Below are 17,877 nucleotides of genomic sequence, written 5' to 3' on the forward strand. Positions count from 1 at the left end.
GGTCCCATGTCCATCGAAGATACCCACGCGCCGCGCGAACTCGATCCTGCGTTCTACCGTAAGCAGGCCGAAATCTGCCGCACGACGGGCGACGAACTCGCCGCGCTGGCGAATCTGATCGCCGCAAAAATGCTCGACGCTTTCGCCGCGCAACCGTCCGTCGCACAAACGCGCCATGTGTGCGACGTCGCCACCGGCTATTTCATGAAGGGCGACTACGAGGCCGCCGCGCATTGGTATCGTCTCGTGCTCGATATCGATCCCGAGACGGCCGTCGCATGGTTGAATCTGGCGGCGATCCACGCCGGGCAGGACGACGATCACGAGGCCGCGGCATGCCGCGAGCGCGCGTACAAGAACCAGCGCGTGTTCATCGAGCAGACCGGCGGCGAGACACGCCGCGTGCTGATTCTGTGTACCGGCAGCGGCACCGGCAACGTGCCGTTCGCGGCGTTGCTGTCAGGTACGGTCAATTGCCGCATCAAATACGCAATCGATCACGCCCTCGACGACGAGGACGCCAATCTTCCGCCATTCGACCTCGTGTTCAACGCGATCGGCGATCCGGACATCGCGGAGCCGATCGCCAGGCGCCTCGCCCAGTTCGAGTCGCGCACTTCGCGGCCGGTGCTCAACCGCTCGGCCGCGGTGGCGCGCACGCGGCGGCATCGGCTGCCTGAATTGCTGCATGGTGTGAGCGACGTGGTGAGCGCGCAGTGCGTGCCCGGCGTCGCGCCGATTGGCGCCGAAAAGCCGCTCGCGCAGCGCCTCGCCGATAACGGGTTGACGTTTCCGCTGTTGTTGCGGCCGCTTGCCTCGCATGGCGGCGATGGCCTCGTGCGCTGCGACGACCTCGACACACTTGACGCGCATTTACGCGTAATGGACCGCGCGCATTACCTGAGCGCGTTCCACGATACGCGTGACGCGGACGGTTTTTATCGCAAGTACCGGATGATCTTTATCGACGGCGAGCCGTTCGCGTATCATCTCGCGATCTCGCCACACTGGATGGTCCACTACTTCTCGGCGGAAATGGAGGCGCACGCGTGGAAGCTCGATGAAGAGCGCCGGTTTCTCGACGACCCGCGTGGCGCGATCGGCGAGCGCGCGTTACGTGCCATCGCGAAGATCGGCGAACGGCTCGCGCTGGATTACGCCGGCATCGACTTCACGATCTTGCCGGACGGCCGCGTGTTCGTCTTCGAAGCCAACGCGGCGATGCTGGTGCACTACGAACGCCACGACGGTCCGTTGATGCACAAGAACGGTCAGGTACAACGCATCGTGAACGCTTTCGAGCAGATGATGATTCGCCGAACTGTCTCTCATGCCGGGCCCGCGTGATTTACGTCGTCACGCAGAGCCGACGTGATCGGGCGCCGCGCTGCCCTGTCCGGTCTGCTCGCCGAACCACCCATCTATCAGTAGCGCAGCTCGCGTCGAAGGACTGCCTTGACGCGATCGTGAAGCGCGTGACGTAACTGGCCGAGATCAATACACCTCGAAGCTTTCGGCGCGTGCCATCCATGCCAGTCCGATAACGGCAATACCCCCGAAGAGCGCTGGCAGCAGGAAGACATAGGGAAGGCCCAACAATGCAACCCCGAAACCACCCGTGACGCCGCCTAACGCCGAGGCGAGAGCCGTCGAGCTCATGAAGATTGCTGACGCCGTCGCTACCGCGTTGGGTAGCAGGCGTTGAGCCACGATGATGCCCAGAACCATAAAGATGCCCCAGACACCCCCCATGAGGATCTGTCCAGCGAACATTCCCGCTGCGGACGACCACAGCGCAAAGCAAAGATTGGCCAATACCCCCATCGCGGCCGCGATACACATCAACCACACATTACCCAGCTTGCGGCCCAGCCCGATGCTGAAAGGCATGATAAGCAGCTCGATGAATGGCTGTATCCCGATGACCGCTCCCCGTACGGCCGGACTTAGCTTGAGCTGTTCCTGCATGTAGATCAGCAGGTATCCGTACTTCACCGGCTCTCCTGCGTAGACCAGGACGAAGAGTCCCGTGAAGCTCAGCAGTGGAAGCATGGCACGTAGGCTGGCGCGACGCGCGGGCTCACTCGCCGACTCCGGCCTGAGCTTGACGGTTGGGTTCAGCGTTCCGAGAGGTGCGATCTGTAGAAGCATGCAGATGGCGGTCATCCAAAGCATGGGGCGCAGGCCATAGGCAGCTGCCACCCACGCTCCCAGGACAGGCCCGACGATCCATCCGCCGGTAAGCGCCATACGGATGATGGCAACAACACTTTCATTTGCGTCGTCGGGCTTTTCACTGAGCTCATCGTGGACAGCCGCAAAAATTTGCGAGGCGGTAGCACCGGAAACGGCCAGCAACGCGACGGCGATGATGAAGGGCATCCAGACCGAAGTAGAGAGGGCCAACCCCGCCCAGCCCAGAAAGCCCGCCACAGCACACAGGCGAAAAAGACCGAGGCGATTCCCGGTGTGATCGGAGTAGCGGCCGACGAAATACCCCGCGACTGGTGCTGCGAGGCTGGTCAAGTAATAGAATCCCGCCAACGGCAGCGAGGCGCCGAGTTCCTTCACGAGGAATAGAACGATCTGTGGGGCAGCCGCTGACGTGCCGAGACCCGACAGAAACATTGCAATCGTTGCGCCGAGAAAAAACCGCGAAGCTCCAACCTGACGCAATGCAGATTGACCACCAGTTCGGTCAGGCATCGTCACAGATTGACTACCGCTTCGGTCAGACATCGTGAATCGAACCCCTTGGTTATATTCCTGAACCGGTTCGGCAGCGACGGTCGATCCGGCGAGCACGCTGAAGATTATCGCAACCGCTTCTCGATTGCTATGGTCACGTCCAAGTCGTCACTTCGGCATTGCTGAAACAAGGGGCCGCGGTTTGAAATTGAAAACGCTTGAGCAGTCCGCACGAATACGACCAGCAATGCGCCGCATGCCATCAGAGCTGCCATGACGTATGCGCGTAGCCCTCGTTGAAGGCCTCGAAAACAATCACCGCATCGCAGCGCTACCAATCAACGCTTCGTTGCCTGCTGACGCAACCAGCAGGCGTCTTTCAACGTGCCTTCGCAGCCGCGTAAATCACGGCGGGATCGTCGTTACCGCATGCGTACATCGCCTCGACTGAATCCGCTCGTTGTGCGAGCACCGCGCGTTGATTGATCGAGCCTTTGTCGGTGACCTCGCCCAGGTCCAGCGACGGCGGTACATCGAGCAAGCGCAAACGCGCGATGCTGCTCGCGCCCCCGGTCGCACCGCGATTCAATCGCGCCAGCATATCCGCGAAAAAGCCGCGTACACGCGAGGACTCCACGATCTCTTTTGCGCCCGCGGTCGCCGGCAGGTTGGCGAGCGCACGGCATTCGTCGAGGCGTGGAAACACGAGCAAACCGACGTCGTCGCGATTGATGCCCGTCACAACCACATCCTGCACATAGGGCGCCCCCTCCGATAGCACGCGCGCGCGCATCGGCCCGACGCTCACGAAGGTTCCCGAGCTCAGCTTGAAGTCTTCCGCAATGCGGCCGTCGAACATCAAGCCGATCTCGGGACGCTGTGCGTCGACAAAGGTGACGGCGTCGCCGCTACAGTAAAAGCCCTCTTCGTCGAACGTGCCCGCGCCGGCATGCGGATCCATGCGCCAGTACCCCGCCATCACGTGAGGACCGCGAAACCGCGCTTCGAGCTTGCCGTCAACCGGCGTGAGCTTGACCTCGCAGCCGGGCGCGGGCACGCCGATGTAGCCCGCGCGCATGACCGGTCCCGTCGTGAAAAGACAGGACGGCGACGTCTCGGTCATGCCGAGTCCCGCCATGATGCGGATCCGCTCGCCGCAGTATTGTTCGGTCACGCGTTCGAGCCGGGTCCACGCGGCCTGCGACAGTCCGGCGCCAGCGAAGAAATAAAGTTTGACGCGTGAAAAAAACCTCTCGCGCAACTCGGCGTCGCTTTCGAGCGCGATGGTCAGTTCTTCCCAGCCTTTTGGAACGTTGAAGTAAATCGTCGGCGCGATCTCTCGCAGATTTCGCGCGGTTTCGGCGAAATTCCTGCCGACCGGTTTTCCGTCATCGATATAGAGCGTGCCACCGTTGTAGAGCGCAATACCGACGTTATGGCTGCCGCCAAAGGTATGGTTCCATGGCAGCCAGTCCATCAGCACGGGTGGCTCGATGCCGAATTCCGGGAAGGTCTGTAGCAGCATCTGCTGATTGCTACACAACATGCGATGCGTAGTCGGCACGGCCTTCGGAAGCCGCGTCGAGCCCGACGTGAACAGGAACTTGGCAACCGAATCCGTATCGATCGCGTGGTGGACGGCGTCGACGGTAGTCGGCACGGTCCGCAGGAGTTCGGCGAGTCGTGTGCTGTCCCGGCCAACGGCGCCACTGTGCGTGATGATTTCGACATTGTCCGGCACGGCTGCCGCGATCGCGGCAGCGAACGCGTCACCGTCCGCTGCGAACACCGCACCCGGCGTAAGCAGTCCGATCGCATAGCGCAACCTGGCGTGATCGTCCGATACCAGCGAATACGCCGGTGAAATCGGCGCGTGGGGCACGCCGGCAAACATCGCGCCCAACGCGATCTGCAGGTGCTCGATACTGTTGCCCGAAAGGATCATGATCGGCCGATCGGCGCCCAGACCACGATCCAGGAGTGCCTGCCCGATCGCGCGGGCATCCGCCAGCATCTGCGCATAGCTGATGCCCCGCCACGCGCCGTCGGTGCCGCGCCGGGCAACCAGCCAGCGCTCGGGATGCGCTCCCGCCCCACTCACCAGACGCTCGGTCAGGCTGTGCGGATAGTCGCCAAGCCGCTCGGTCGATTGCAGATACCAATGCTCGCCGTCGCGGCGCACATGCGGCGGCGCGGAACTGACCCGCACGCCGCGATACGACAGCGCGGCGGCGACCGGCTCAGTCGCGACGCCCGTTTGACCCGCATCTGTTTTTTCCGTTTGAGTCGGCTCGAAACTCACCTTGTCTGTCTCCTCTGTCGGCGGTCGTGCGCCTCGCAATGCGCGCGAGCTCTGCGCTATCTGCCGGGTTGCCTTGCTTCGATACCTTGCATCTGCAGCGTACGTCTTAGATCGGATAGTGACGCGGCCCGGTTTGAATCGTGATCCAGCGCAGATCGGTGAACTCGGCAATCGAGGCCTTGCTGCCGAAGCGGCCATAACCACTGCTCTTGACTCCGCCGAATGGCATCTGGGCTTCGTCGTGCACGGTCGGGCCGTTGATATGGCAGATCCCCGATTCGATCCGCTTCGCCACCGCCATCGCACGCGCGATGTCGCGGCTAAATACCGCCGCCGAAAGACCGAACTCGCTATCGTTGGCAATACGCACGGCTTCGTCGTCGCTATCCACGCGCTGTACCGTCAGAACCGGCGCAAACGACTCCTCTGCATACAGCTTCATGTCCGGTTGAATACCGTCGACGATCGTTGGCTGCATGATCGCGCCCTCCACCGGCCCGCCCGCCAGAACCGTCGCGCCTTTGCTGCGCGCATCGTCGATCAACGCCGCGACGCGTTGCGCCGCCTGCGCGCTCACCATCGAGCCGAGCACGGCGCGGTCGTCGGTGGGTGCGCGTGCGACCAGGGTGCGAGCCTTCGCTGCGAGCCTTTCGACCAGCGCATCGCCGACACTGCGATGCACGATCACACGCTCCGTCGACATGCAGATTTGCCCCTGATTGAAGAAAGCGCCAAACGCGATCGCGTCGACGGCGGCATCGAGGTCGGCGTCGTCGAGCACGAGCAACGGTGCCTTGCCGCCGAGTTCGAGCAATGCGGGCTTCAGGTGCTTCGCCGCATGCATCGCGATGATCCGCCCCACGTGCGTCGAACCCGTGAAATTCACGCGGCGCACGGCCGGGTGCGCGATCAGCCGTTCGACAATCGTGGCCGCATCCTCCGGGGCATTGGTCACGACGTTCACCACGCCGTCGCCGAGCCCGGCTTCCTGCAGTACTGTGCCGATCAGTCGATGCACACCCGGACACGCCTCGGCCGCCTTCAGCACCACGGTATTGCCGCACGCCAGCGGCATGGCCAACGCGCGTGTCGCGAGAATCACCGGCGCGTTCCAGGGCGCGATACCGAGCACCACACCGCACGGCTGGCGCACGGCGAGTGCCATGCTGCCCGGCGTATCCGACGGAATCACACTGCCGTCGATCTGCGTGGTCATCGCGGCGGCTTCGCGCAGCATATTGGCGGCCAGATGCACGTTGAACCCGTACCAGTTCGCCATCGCTCCGGTTTCGGCGATACCGAGCGCAATGAACTCTCCAGTCCGCGCGTCCATCAAGTCAGCGGCTTTGAGCAGGCGTGCTCGACGTTCGGTCGGCAGCAGCGCGGACCAGGCGGGAAAGGCAGCGGCAGCGGCGACCACGGCGGCATCGGCGTCGGCCAGCGTCGCAGCGGGTGCGCGCGACGCCATTTCGCCACTCACCGGATTCAGGCGCACGAACGTCGCGCCACTGGAAGCGGCGCGATCCTGGCCGCCGATCAACATACTCACTTCGCTCACGATCAATGTCCCCTCGCATGTTTGTGTGATGTCCGGAGCGCACACTTTGGCGGCGTTCCGGCTGCCCGCGCGGCGCGCTTAGCGCTTATATGCCTGCAAGCCCGGCTTGATCGATTTGTCATCGAGGAACTGCTTGAGACCCTGTTCACGGCCGTGCTCCGGATCGCGCAATTGCGCCTGATCGAGCTTGGCGTACAGGTAGTCCTCGTTCTGTTCCCAGGTCAGCTCCCGCGAACGCTTGAAGCCGTGCTTCGCGGCGCGCAGCACCACCGGGTTCTTTTCCAGCAGCTTGGCGGCGAGCGCGAGCGTTTCCTCGCGCAGTTGCGCAAGCGGCACACTCTTGTTGACGAGGCCCATTTCAGCGGCTTCAGTACCGGTGAAGGTGTCGCCGGTCATGATGTAGTGCAGAGCCTTCCGGTGTCCGACCGTATCGGCCATAGCCTTGCTGACCAGATTGCCCGGCGGGATGCCCCAGTTGATTTCGGACAGGCCGAACACGGCTTCGTCCGCCGCCACGGCGAGATCGCATGCAACCAGCGGCGAGAAACCGCCGCCGAAGCACCAGCCGTTCACCATTGCGATGGTCGGCTTCGCATACATGCGCAAGCGGCGCCATTGCCATTCGGAGGCGTCGCGGCGAATCTTCTCCTGCAGAATCTCGGGGCCCGCGTCGACTTCGCGAAAATACTCCTTCAGATCCATCCCTGCCGTCCACGCCGCACCTGCGCCGGTCAACACCACGACGCGCGCGGCGTCGTCGAGTTCCAGCGCGTCGAGGACCTGCAGCATTTCGGAATTGAGCGTCGGGCTCATCGCGTTGCGCTTCTCGGGACGGTTGAACGTCACCCAGCCAATGCCACCCTCGACCTTCACGTCTACCGTTTTCCAGCGACCTTCGTAGCTAGCCATGCTCTTCACTCCTGCGTATAGGTGAGATTTCGCCCGGTGTCTAATATCAGGCATCCTGAGATAAAGTATAGTATCAGGTCACCTGACAAACAATCCTTCAATTCTTGGTAATTACCCCTGGTTCAGTATGGACCGAGGGGATGCGGGTGCGCGCAGATCCAGCAGATCGATCGCGTTCTCTTTCAAAATCAACGAATGCACTTCGGGCCGGAAACCCGCTGTTTCGAAGTCGCTCAACCAGCGATCCGGGCGAATCAGCGGGAAGTCGGACGCAAACAACCTCTTGTGCCGCAGCAGCGTGTTCGCGTACTGGATCAGCTGCGGCGCGAAATACTTCGGCGACCGGCCGGACAGATCGATATAGACATTGGGTTTATGCAGGCAGATCGACAGCGCCCGGTCTTGCCACGGCCAGGAAGGGTGTGCGATCACCACCTTCATGTCGGGAAAGTCGGCCGCGACTTCATCGAGGTGAATGGGCTCCGAGTACTTCAGGAGCAGGCCGCCACCGCCGCGCATGCCGCTCCCCATTCCGCAGTGGCCGCTGTGAAACACCGCGGGCATTTTGTATGGCCCTAGCAAACGACACGCGGACTTTCTCGGCTTGCATCCCGTTCAGTGTGCCGGCCGCATCGGCGCTCGTGCAACGAAGGGCAACTTAGCAGTCAAACGGGTGAACGGCTCCATCAAGGTTGCCATAGCATGGACAGGAGATCGTGCCCATAGCACATGACAAGATGCCGGTCCAAGAACCGGAACCTGTCATTCTCCGCGTAGATTTGCCGATCCGCATAAAAGATTGTCCTTGAATTGATACCGGCAACCGCGTTGGCCGGCAATTCGATAGCATCAGCGCGGCCGTCGAAGCGCCCGCGGATCGCCAGCCTCTTTGAAAGTGGGCAAAACACTGATGTACCGAGAAGTCCGAAGCTCGGCGGGTAAAATCCGCCCTCCATTTCCTTATCGTCCCAGCATAGCGTGACGGGACGGTCCGAAGTCGCGAACCCGCCGGAACCATGCGCAGCCCTCGCAACAATCCAGCTACGTCGATGCAGGAGGTTGTACACGGTGTTCAGGGACTTGAGATCCTGATCAACGTATTCGGTCGTGGGCACTGCAATGGTAAAGTCGCCTCGCTCGACTAACTCCACGACTTTCTCGTAGGTGAGGTCTGCTGCGCCCTCGACGCCGGCCTCCGCCGCCTTTCTTTTCTGCGACTCCCAACGCTGACGATTTTCAACAGCAAGTTCCAACTGCCTGCGGGTTTCCTGCACCTTCAGGTGGCGTGTGATCTCTTTGCGGCCCGGATTGCACACAGCCAGCATGGCAACCAGTCCGAGAATGATCGCGCGGTCTGCGTGATGCTGAAAGTCGCCCTTGGCATCGGTGCGGACCAATGCGGGGCCTAGTTTCGACTCGAACTCCGCGTAACTCGAACCGAAAAGCTTCGGGTTCTCAAGGGCAGCTACGAGGCGCCCGACGTCAGGGTCCACCGCGACGTTTTGCAGCTCTGTGAAAAAGCCTTGTGTCGCTGTCGAGTCCACTACATACAGCCGTGATCCTTCGCTGCGGTTGCGGGCGAATCCTGCGAGATAGCATTGAGGAGCGTAAAGATGGTCGCGGACTTGTCCGCCTTCGTTGCTTTCCATGGCATACGCGTGGGTTTGGCGTCTGACGCCAGAGTCGCCTGGCAATGACAACCCACTCCTGTGGAATCAATCGGATGTTGGCAGCGATGGATGGTCGGCCTCGATGCATCTACCTCGAAAGCAGCGCTATCGCCCGGATGGCGCGCCCCATAGAGGCAATTCACCTCATCGGAGGTTGCCATCAGTTCGAACGTCACCTAAACGTTTGGGCAGGGGCAACTATTCCATCGTTCGGGCAGATCTTGATGCAACAAACACATGGCCACATGGATACTGAAAAGGCGAACGGTTTGTGCCAGCGATGATTGCGCAGCCGCAACGGCAACCCTTCAGCCGCGCACGATCGGAATATCATCGCAGAGCAATCAGAGAGGTTCGAATCTCGGACAGTGCGCCCGTCTACAATTTAGGCGACGCTTAAAATACACGTCACAGGTCCGCGGTGCTGCGATCAACGCCGGCCTGGACAGCGATCATACGAGCCAGCGGCAGTCAGAGGATGGTAAGACAGGGCAAGCGTGCCCTGCTTTTGGGACGACCGTATTCTGTGGGTTTTCCCAGCGTTTTGTGGTGAAGCATAGCCTGCGAACCGTGGGTCAAATCCCCGACGGCATAGATTCGCTTACTCGTGTATTAGTGGCCGTGTAAGCCGTCGTATTGAGCGCTGCGCGGTATAAATCGTGCTAGCGCTGATGAGAACGTCCGTCTTAACCTAGAGAGATCAAGTCAACTCGCTCAACGGGCGTTCGCCTCTCCTCGCTGCGCCATTCCGCCGGAGGTATCAGGATGCAAAGATCCGACTCTTTTTCGATAGCACGTGTGCTGACCGTCGTCTTTGCGGCCCTGTCGGGGATATACCTGCTGGTCGGCGGTACCTGGCTGGCGGCGACCGGCGGGTCTCCGTACTACATCGTCGCCGGCATTCTGATGCTGATCACCGCCATTCTGGTCCAACGCCGCAGGCCCCTTGCACTCGCGCTCTATGCGTTGTTGCTGTTGGGCACGATTGGCTGGTCGCTCTGGGAGGTCGGCACCGACTTCTGGGCGCTGGCGCCGCGTCTGGACGTGCTGGTGCTCTTCGGTATCTGGCTGCTGCTACCGTTCGTCTATCGCCGCTTCGACGCGTCGCCGAAGACGCCGGCCATCGCGCTGGGCGTCACGGTGATCCTCAGCGTAGCGCTCATGGTTTATGCGGTATTCAACGATCCGCAGGAACTCCACGGCACGCTGAGCCGCGCGGGCGCACCGCCGGCTGCCGTCACCCCCGCAAGCGCCGCCGACGCCGACTGGCCCGCGTACGGCCGTACCCAGCATGGCACACGCTACTCGCCCCTCAAGCAGATCAACACGGGCAACGTGAAAGATCTTCGAGAGGCGTGGACATTCCGCACCGGCGACATGAAGCGTTCGACCGATCCCGGCGAGATTACCAGCGAGGTCACACCGATCAAGGTGGGCGACCTGCTGTATCTGTGCTCGCCGCACCAGATCCTGTTCGCACTGGATGCGGCGACCGGCAAGGAAAAATGGCGCTTCGATCCGAAGCTGAAGACCGATCCGAGCTTCCAGCACGTCACTTGTCGCGGGGTGTCTTACCACGACCTGACAGCTGCCGGTTCGAGCGACAACGCTCAGACGGCGGCGCCGGCGGGGTCTGCGATGTGTACGCGCCGGATCTACCTGCCGGTGAACAACGGCCATCTGTATGCGCTCGACGCACAGAGCGGCCAATTATGTCCGGACTTCGCGACCCACGGCGACCTCGATCTGCAGGTCGGACAGCCGGTGACGACAGCGGGTCAATACGAACCGACCTCGCCGCCGGTCATCACCGACAAGGTCATCGTGATCGCCGGCGCCGTCGAAGACAACTACTCGACGCGCGAGCCGTCCGGCGTGATTCGCGGTTTCGATGTCACCACGGGCAAGCTGCTGTGGGCATTCGATCCCGGTGCAAAAGATCCGAATACGATGCCCGGCCTCGCACAGCATTATTCGCTCAACTCGCCCAATTCATGGGCGCCGTCCGTCTACGACGCGAAGCTCGATCTCGTCTATCTGCCGATGGGCGTCACCACGCCGGACATCTGGGGTGGCAACCGCACGCCGGCGCAGGAACGCTTCGCGAGCGGACTGCTGGCGCTGAACGCGACCACGGGCAAGCTCGCATGGTTCTACCAGACCGTCCATCACGATCTCTGGGATATGGACTTGCCGGCGCAGCCGACGCTTGCCGACATCACCGATCACTCGGGCAATGTGGTACCGGTCGTCTATGCGCCGGCGAAGAGCGGCAACATCTTCGTACTCGACCGGCGCACCGGCAAGCCGGTCGTGCCGGCGCCCGAGCGGCCGGTCCCGCAAGGCGCCGCGACGGGCGATCATGTGTCGCCGACGCAGCCGTTCTCCGATCTGACGTTCCGTCCGGAAAGAAAGCTGACAGGCGCCGACATGTGGGGCGCGACGATGTTCGATCAACTGGTGTGCCGCGTGTTGTTTCAGCGACTCGACTATGACGGCACGTTCACGCCGCCCTCGGAGAGAGGCACGCTGGTTTTCCCCGGCAATCTCGGCATGTTCGAGTGGGGCGGCCTCGCCGTGGATACGGATCGGCAGATCGCGATTGCAAACCCGATCGCCCTGCCCTTCGTCTCGAAGCTGATACCGCGCGGTCCGGGCAATCCGATCGAACCGGCTAGCGACGCCGCTGGTGGCAGCGGTACGGAAACCGGCATCCAACCACAATACGGCACGCCGTTCGGAGTCGAGCTGAATCCGTTCTTCTCGCCGACCGGCTTGCCGTGCAAGCAACCCCCGTGGGGTTACGTGTCGGGCGTCGATCTGAAGACCAACCAGATTGTGTGGAAGAGGCGCATCGGCACGGTGCGCGACAGTGCGCCGCTACCGTTGCCGTTCAAGATGGGGATGCCCATGTTGGGTGGTCCAATGACGACGGCGGGTCACGTGTTCTTCATCGGCGCCACAGCGGACAACTTCATCCGCGCGTTCGACACCGAGACCGGCGACATGCTGTGGCAGGCCCGTCTTCCCGCGGGTGGCCAGGCGACCCCGATGACTTACGAAGAAAACGGCAAACAGTACGTGGTGATCGCGGCCGGCGGGCACGGCTCGTTTGGCACCAAACTGGGCGACTATGTGATGGCTTATGCGCTGCCCTGATTGTGGATGCGCGATGCCTCTGCGTTGCGGGTCCCGATAGTTGGGCCGTGACGCGAAGCGGCCGCTGGGCCGCTTTGCGTACGGGGTTCCAATCCGCCTCCTTGGAGGCATAGGGTTGCCGGTACACGCAGAAATCACTCTGTGGGCACGCGTACGTGGTCTATCGTATTGTGAGGCGACTGGCGCGTGACACAGGAGTGCCGCAAGCGTTCGAGCAGTTCGCTTGCCAAGGCCCTCGTTGTCGGGATACGCACGCCCGTGCCATTCGGCAATCTGCTGTGCACGGGCATCCCTCTTGCTACGCGTCTTTCGTCGCGCGCGAAGGCTTTGCACCGCTCATCGCCCGAAACTCCCACGTGGCGACCCTGTCACCAACGTAGCAAGTGCCTACTCCAGCCTGCCGCCTTGGGCGTGCCGATTGGCTTCGCTCTTCCCATGAGGAGAATGCATGATGCAACAGACCGCCTCAACCACCGACGCCTCGCAGCAGACCGCTGAGCCCGACGCAACGCGCCTTGGTCGCAACGCTTCCGCGACCATGGGGATTCCGGTCGAGTTGACTGTCAACGGTAATCCCTACACGCTTTCACTCGACCCGCGCACTACCCTGCTGGACGCGCTGCGCGAACATCTGCACCTGACCGGCACCAAGAAAGGTTGCGATCACGGCCAATGCGGGGCATGCACCGTACACATCAACGGACGCCGCGTGAATGCCTGCCTGTCGCTGGCCGCCACGCACGCGGGCGACAAAATCACCACCATCGAAGGGATCGGCCAGCCCGGCGCGCTGCATCCGATGCAGGCCGCGTTCGTGGCATGCGACGGCTATCAGTGCGGCTACTGTACGCCAGGCCAGATCATGTCCGCCGTCGCGTTGCTTGACGAAGCGGTCGGCCCCAATGACGCCGAAGTGCGCGAAGCGATGAGCGGCAATCTGTGCCGCTGCGGCGCCTATCAGAACATCGTCGCGGCGATCCAGCGCGTACGCGGCCAGTCCTGAGGAGCGCGATCATGGAGATGTTCCAGTTGTCGCGCGCCAATGACGTGCGTGATGCAATCACCGCAGGCGCGGCCTCGGCCACCGCGCAGCAAGGCGCCGCGGTGCGCTTCCTCGCGGGCGGCACGACCTTGCTCGATCTGATGAAGCTGAACGTCGAGCGTCCCAGTCGGGTGGTCGACATCAGCCGCCTACCGCTCGATCGCATCGAAGCGCTGCCCGATGGCGGCGTGAAAATCGGCGCGACGGCGCGAAACGCTGACCTCGCGCTGCATCCTCTGATCCGGGAGCCGTACGCGGTATTGTCGCAAGCGCTCCTTGCCGGCGCTTCGGCCCAGTTGCGAAACATGGCGACCACCGGCGGCAATCTGCTGCAGCGCACGCGCTGTGTGTACTTTCGCGACACCGCAATGCCCTGCAACAAGCGCGAGCCAGGTTCAGGCTGTCCGGCTATTCAGGGATTCAATCGCACGCTCGCGATTCTCGGCGCGAGCGATGCCTGCATCGCGACCAACCCATCGGACATGAACGTTGCGCTGACCGCGCTCGACGCGTCGATTCATATCGAAGGGACTCACGGCCCGCGCGGTGTCGCCATCGACGATTTCTTCCTGCTGCCGGGCACGACGCCGCAGCGTGAGAACGTGCTCGACGCGGGCGATCTCATCACCCACGTCACGCTGCCGCCGCTCCCGGCGGGCACACGCTCGTTCTATCTGAAACTGCGTGATCGCGCGTCGTATGAGTTTGCGCTGGCGTCGGCGGCCGTGGTCGTGACGCTGAATGGCGGACGCATCGACCACGTGCGCGTCGCGCTCGGCGGCGTCGGCACGCGGCCATGGCATGCGCTCGAAGCGGAACACGTGCTGCGTGGCGCCACGCCCGATGCCGCGACCTTTCGCAAGGCCGCAGACGCCGCGCTCGCCAACGCGAAACCGCAAAGCGAGAACGGCTTCAAGATCGAACTTGCGCGCCGCTGCATCGTCCATGCGCTGACCCAGTGCATCCAGGGAAACGAAGTCACGCCGACAACGGTTGCGAACTGAGCCGCCAATCGAAAGGAATGCACCATGTCCACCACTTCCGACGCCGTGCTGTCCGTGATCGGACGGCCGCAATCCCGCATCGATGGTCCGTTGAAGGTCAGCGGCCACGCAACCTACACGTCCGATGTGGAACTGCCCGGCCTGCTGGTCGCCGTGCCGGTTGGCAGCACGGTCGCGAGCGGCCGGCTCACCTCGCTCGACATCGCCGACGCCGAGGCGATGCCCGGCGTCCACGCGGTGCTGCATCGAGCCAATATCGGCCGCTTCTACCGGATTTCCGGCAATTCGATGGAGACGGGCTACGTCGATGAAGCGCGGCCGCCCTTCGAGGACGACATCATCCGGTATTACGGCCAGTACATCGCGCTCGTGATCGCGGATACATTCGAGAGCGCCAGCGCGGCGTCGGCGGCAATCAAGGCCCGCTACGAAATCACCCCGCACGACGTGCGCGCCGATCTCGAAGCCGATGACCCGCCCAAAGTCGAAAACAAACGCGGCGATCCCGATCGCGCGTTCGAGGCGGCATCGGCAAAAATCGACGCAACCTACGTGACGCCGACGGAAACGCATAATCCGATCGAACTGCACGCATCGACTGCTCAATGGGACGGCGAGACCTATACATTCTATGAAACCACCCAGTCTATTTCTATTCACGTCGGCACGCTCTCACAGATGCTTGGGGTGCCGAAGGAAAAGATCCGCGTGATTTCCCGCTACCTCGGCTCGGGCTTCGGCGGCAAGCTATGGGTGTGGCCGCACACCTTGCTCGCCGCCGCAGCGACGCGTCAGACCGGCCGCCCGGTAAAACTCGTCATCAGCCGCAAGATGATGTTTCAGAATGTCGGCCATCGTCCTGTCACGCAACAGCGTGTACGGGTCTCGGCGGAACGCGACGGCACCCTCACCTCGCTGCAGCACGATTACGTGAATCACACCGCAATCGCCGATGAGTACCAGGAAAGCTGCGGCGAAGTCACGCCGCTCATCTACAGCACGCCGAACGTGCGCGTGACTTCCGGTCTCGCGCGCCGGAACGTCGGCTCGCCTACGGCCATGCGCGGCCCCGGCGCCGTGCCCGGCCTGTACGCAATCGAATCCGCGATGAACGAACTTGCGCACGAACTCCAGCTCGACCCCGTCGAACTGAGGCTGCGCAACGAACCGCGCGTCGACGAAAGCACGGGTTTGCCGTTCTCGTCGCGGCATCTCGTCGAATGCCTGCGCACCGGCGCCGATCGGTTCGGCTGGTCGCAGCGCACGCCCGGCGTCGGATCGATGCAGCGCGACGGCCTGACGCTGGGCTGGGGCGTGGCCGCCTGTGTCTGGCCGGGAATACGCTTTTCGGCGACGGCGAACGTCGATCTTCGAGCGGACGGCAGCGCGCGCGTGGTGTGCGGCACGCAGGACATCGGCACCGGCACGTACACCGTGCTCGCGCAACTGGTTGCCGAAGAGACGGGCATCCCGCTCGATCGTATCGAAGTCGGACTCGGCGATTCGGTGTTGCCGCCGGGTCCGGTTTCGGGCGGCAGCGCGGCGACTGCGTCGGTGATTCCCGCGGTGTTCGAAGCGGTGCGCGCGGCGATCAAGCTATTGCTTTCGCGTGCGACAGCCGTCGACGGTTCGCCGTTCAAGGGCGCGGCCGACGACGAGCTCGCGTTCAGCGCCGCACGCGTGCATCGCAAAGACGACGCGCCCGAGCGAGGCGTGCCGTTCGGCGAGATTCTCGACGCCGCGAAGATGCGCGCGGCGTCGGGCACCGGCAGCGCGCAAGGCGGCTTCGACGATCCGCTAAAGAAACGCTACTCCATCTACTCGTACGGCGCGCATTTCGCCGAAGTCACATGGCAACCGGAGATGGCGCGGCTGCGCGTGAGCCGCGTGGTGACGGTGATCGATGGAGGACGCATCATCAATCCGCGCGCGGCGCGCAGTCAGATTGAAGGCGCGGTGGTGATGGGCGTCGGCATGGCACTCTTCGAGCACACGACGTACGACCGGCACACGGGCGCACCGGTCAATAGCAACCTGGCCGATTACATCATCGCGTCGAATGCGGATACGCCCGAACTGGACGTGACGTTTCTCGATCATCCGGACACATTGTTCAACGAACTCGGCGCTCGCGGGATTGCTGAAATCGGTCTTGCCGGCGTGGCAGCCGCGATCACCGGGGCGACGCACCATGCAACCGGTGTGCGCGTGCGCAAGTTGCCGATCATGATCGAAGATCTGCTGGCCGGGGGCCATGCTTGAGGAGTCCTGTTCGAAACGGGCGGAGCAGCTCGACATCGCGCTTCGCTCGCTTCGACAAGCGACCGGGGCGCCGGCCGGGTCGCCGCCAGCGATAGGCACGGCGGTTGCTGAGCCCAATCGTCGCCTCCTCGGAAGAACTCGAACAGAATGGAAAACAAATCACTCGCCCGGCGCATCTCGGTTGTCGTCCTGACCCACAATCGCGCCGACAAACTCATCGCCACGCTCGAACGTCTGCTCGCACTCCCTGAAAAGCCGCCCATCTTCGTCGCCGACAACGCTTCGGACGACAACACCGTTGCGCTCGTGAAGGCGCGATATCCCACCGTCTGCGTCATCGAGTGCCGCGAGAATCTCGGCGCGGCGGCCCGCAATCAGGCGGTTGCATGCGTGAGAACGGACTATGTGGCCTTCTGCGACGACGACGCCTGGTGGGAACCCGGCTCGCTCGAACGCGCGGTGCAACTGCTCGACGCATGGCCGAACGTCGGCGTGTTGAGCGCGCATGTCGTAGTGGGCGACGCAAAACTGACGGACCCCGCTTGCGCTCTCATGCGTGCGAGCCCGCTCGGCAGTGTGCTCCTCCCCGGCCCCGCGTTGACCGGCTACTTGGCGGGCGCATGCGTGTTCCGCACCGCGTTGTTCCGCGCGGTGGGGGGCTACGAAGCGCGCCTGTTCAGAGGCGGCGAAGCGGAACTCGTGGCGCTCGACGTGCTCACAGCCGGCCACGCGATCGTCTACTGCGACCAGTTGACCGTCCATCATCACCCCTCGTCCGTACGGGACGGCAGCTTGCGGCGGCGCATGCTTGCGCGCAACGCCGCCTGGATCGCGTGGCTACGTTTGCCATGGCGGCAGGCTTGCCGCGCGACGCTGAACGCACTGAAGTCACTCTCGCGCGAAGCCAGCTTCGCTCGCGACAGTGCGGCGCTGCTGCGCGGCCTCGCGTGGACATTACCTGAGCGCCGGGTCGTCCCGCTTCACGTGCTCGGCCCGTACATGCGCGTGCGTGCCGCCGAACAGCGTAGCGCCGCATCGACGGAGAACACCGGCGCCACAGCAGCCTCCGGGCAGATCGACGCTCGCACCTGCTGCAACGGCGCGCCTACGCGCAACCGGAAGGCTCGAGGCCGAAGACGACACCCGGGCTCGCGGTCACGGCGCAGCGTTCGCGCTGGGCGTCTTGCCGCCTCGCCGTCGTTGCGAGGCTTACATTTGCTGGCCGAGAAGCCGAGATAGAGCGACGGTTGCATGCTTAAGCGACTCTCCGAACGGCTCGACCC

Annotated in this window: 10 protein-coding genes and 2 pseudogenes; 6 read left to right on the plus strand and 6 right to left on the minus strand. The window is 63.1% G+C overall.

Annotation, left to right across the window (positions count from 1 at the left end; translation table 11 throughout):
• Positions 1-6: 6 nt before the first annotated feature.
• A complete protein-coding gene (locus PQR02_RS18475; RefSeq protein WP_408233804.1) occupies positions 7-1,347 on the plus strand; it encodes an ATP-grasp domain-containing protein in 1,341 nt (446 codons plus the stop codon).
• A 147-nt stretch (positions 1,348-1,494) separates the two neighbouring features.
• On the opposite strand, the gene PQR02_RS18480 is transcribed toward PQR02_RS18475, so the two are convergent.
• From PQR02_RS18480 to PQR02_RS18505, 6 genes and pseudogenes are all read right to left on the minus strand, one after another.
• Positions 1,495-2,628: an MFS transporter gene (locus PQR02_RS18480; protein WP_408233807.1), complete on the minus strand. Its 1,134-nt coding sequence runs from the start codon at positions 2,626-2,628 to the stop codon at positions 1,495-1,497.
• Between the two features lie 439 nt (positions 2,629-3,067).
• Entirely contained in the window at positions 3,068-4,990 is a 1,923-nt protein-coding gene (locus PQR02_RS18485; RefSeq protein WP_408233810.1) for a feruloyl-CoA synthase, read from the minus strand.
• A gap of 106 nt (positions 4,991-5,096) precedes the next feature.
• On the minus strand, positions 5,097-6,548 hold the full coding sequence (locus tag PQR02_RS18490) for an aldehyde dehydrogenase (protein WP_408233813.1): 1,452 nt from the start codon (positions 6,546-6,548) through the stop codon (positions 5,097-5,099).
• Between the two features lie 78 nt (positions 6,549-6,626).
• Positions 6,627-7,457 (minus strand): p-hydroxycinnamoyl CoA hydratase/lyase, encoded by an 831-nt coding sequence (locus PQR02_RS18495; protein WP_408233816.1) that lies wholly within the window; start codon positions 7,455-7,457, stop codon positions 6,627-6,629.
• Positions 7,458-7,568: 111 nt separating this feature from the next.
• Positions 7,569-8,039, minus strand: a pseudogene (locus PQR02_RS18500) (amidohydrolase family protein); the annotation flags it as partial.
• Positions 8,040-8,143: 104 nt separating this feature from the next.
• Positions 8,144-9,106 (minus strand): DUF4238 domain-containing protein, encoded by a 963-nt coding sequence (locus PQR02_RS18505; protein WP_408233819.1) that lies wholly within the window; start codon positions 9,104-9,106, stop codon positions 8,144-8,146.
• A gap of 786 nt (positions 9,107-9,892) precedes the next feature.
• Between PQR02_RS18505 and PQR02_RS18510 the strand changes: the two genes are divergently transcribed.
• The 5 genes and pseudogenes from PQR02_RS18510 to PQR02_RS18530 form a co-directional block, all read left to right on the plus strand.
• On the plus strand, positions 9,893-12,286 hold the full coding sequence (locus tag PQR02_RS18510; protein ID WP_408233822.1) for a glucose/quinate/shikimate family membrane-bound PQQ-dependent dehydrogenase: 2,394 nt from the start codon (positions 9,893-9,895) through the stop codon (positions 12,284-12,286).
• 448 nt (positions 12,287-12,734) lie between these two features.
• The gene (locus tag PQR02_RS18515; RefSeq protein ID WP_408233825.1) at positions 12,735-13,289 is read left to right on the plus strand and encodes a (2Fe-2S)-binding protein; all 555 of its coding nucleotides are present in this window, start codon (positions 12,735-12,737) and stop codon (positions 13,287-13,289) included.
• A gap of 11 nt (positions 13,290-13,300) precedes the next feature.
• The gene (locus PQR02_RS18520) at positions 13,301-14,332 is read left to right on the plus strand and encodes an FAD binding domain-containing protein (RefSeq protein ID WP_408233828.1); all 1,032 of its coding nucleotides are present in this window, start codon (positions 13,301-13,303) and stop codon (positions 14,330-14,332) included.
• 24 nt (positions 14,333-14,356) lie between these two features.
• The gene (locus PQR02_RS18525) at positions 14,357-16,594 is read left to right on the plus strand and encodes a xanthine dehydrogenase family protein molybdopterin-binding subunit (protein ID WP_408233831.1); all 2,238 of its coding nucleotides are present in this window, start codon (positions 14,357-14,359) and stop codon (positions 16,592-16,594) included.
• Positions 16,595-16,741: 147 nt separating this feature from the next.
• Positions 16,742-17,683: pseudogene (locus PQR02_RS18530) on the plus strand (glycosyltransferase family 2 protein); the annotation flags it as partial.
• Positions 17,684-17,877: the final 194 nt, after the last annotated feature.

It is taken from the genome of Paraburkholderia sediminicola, assembly GCF_046026895.1.
Classification (GTDB): Bacteria; Pseudomonadota; Gammaproteobacteria; order Burkholderiales; family Burkholderiaceae; genus Paraburkholderia; species Paraburkholderia sediminicola_C.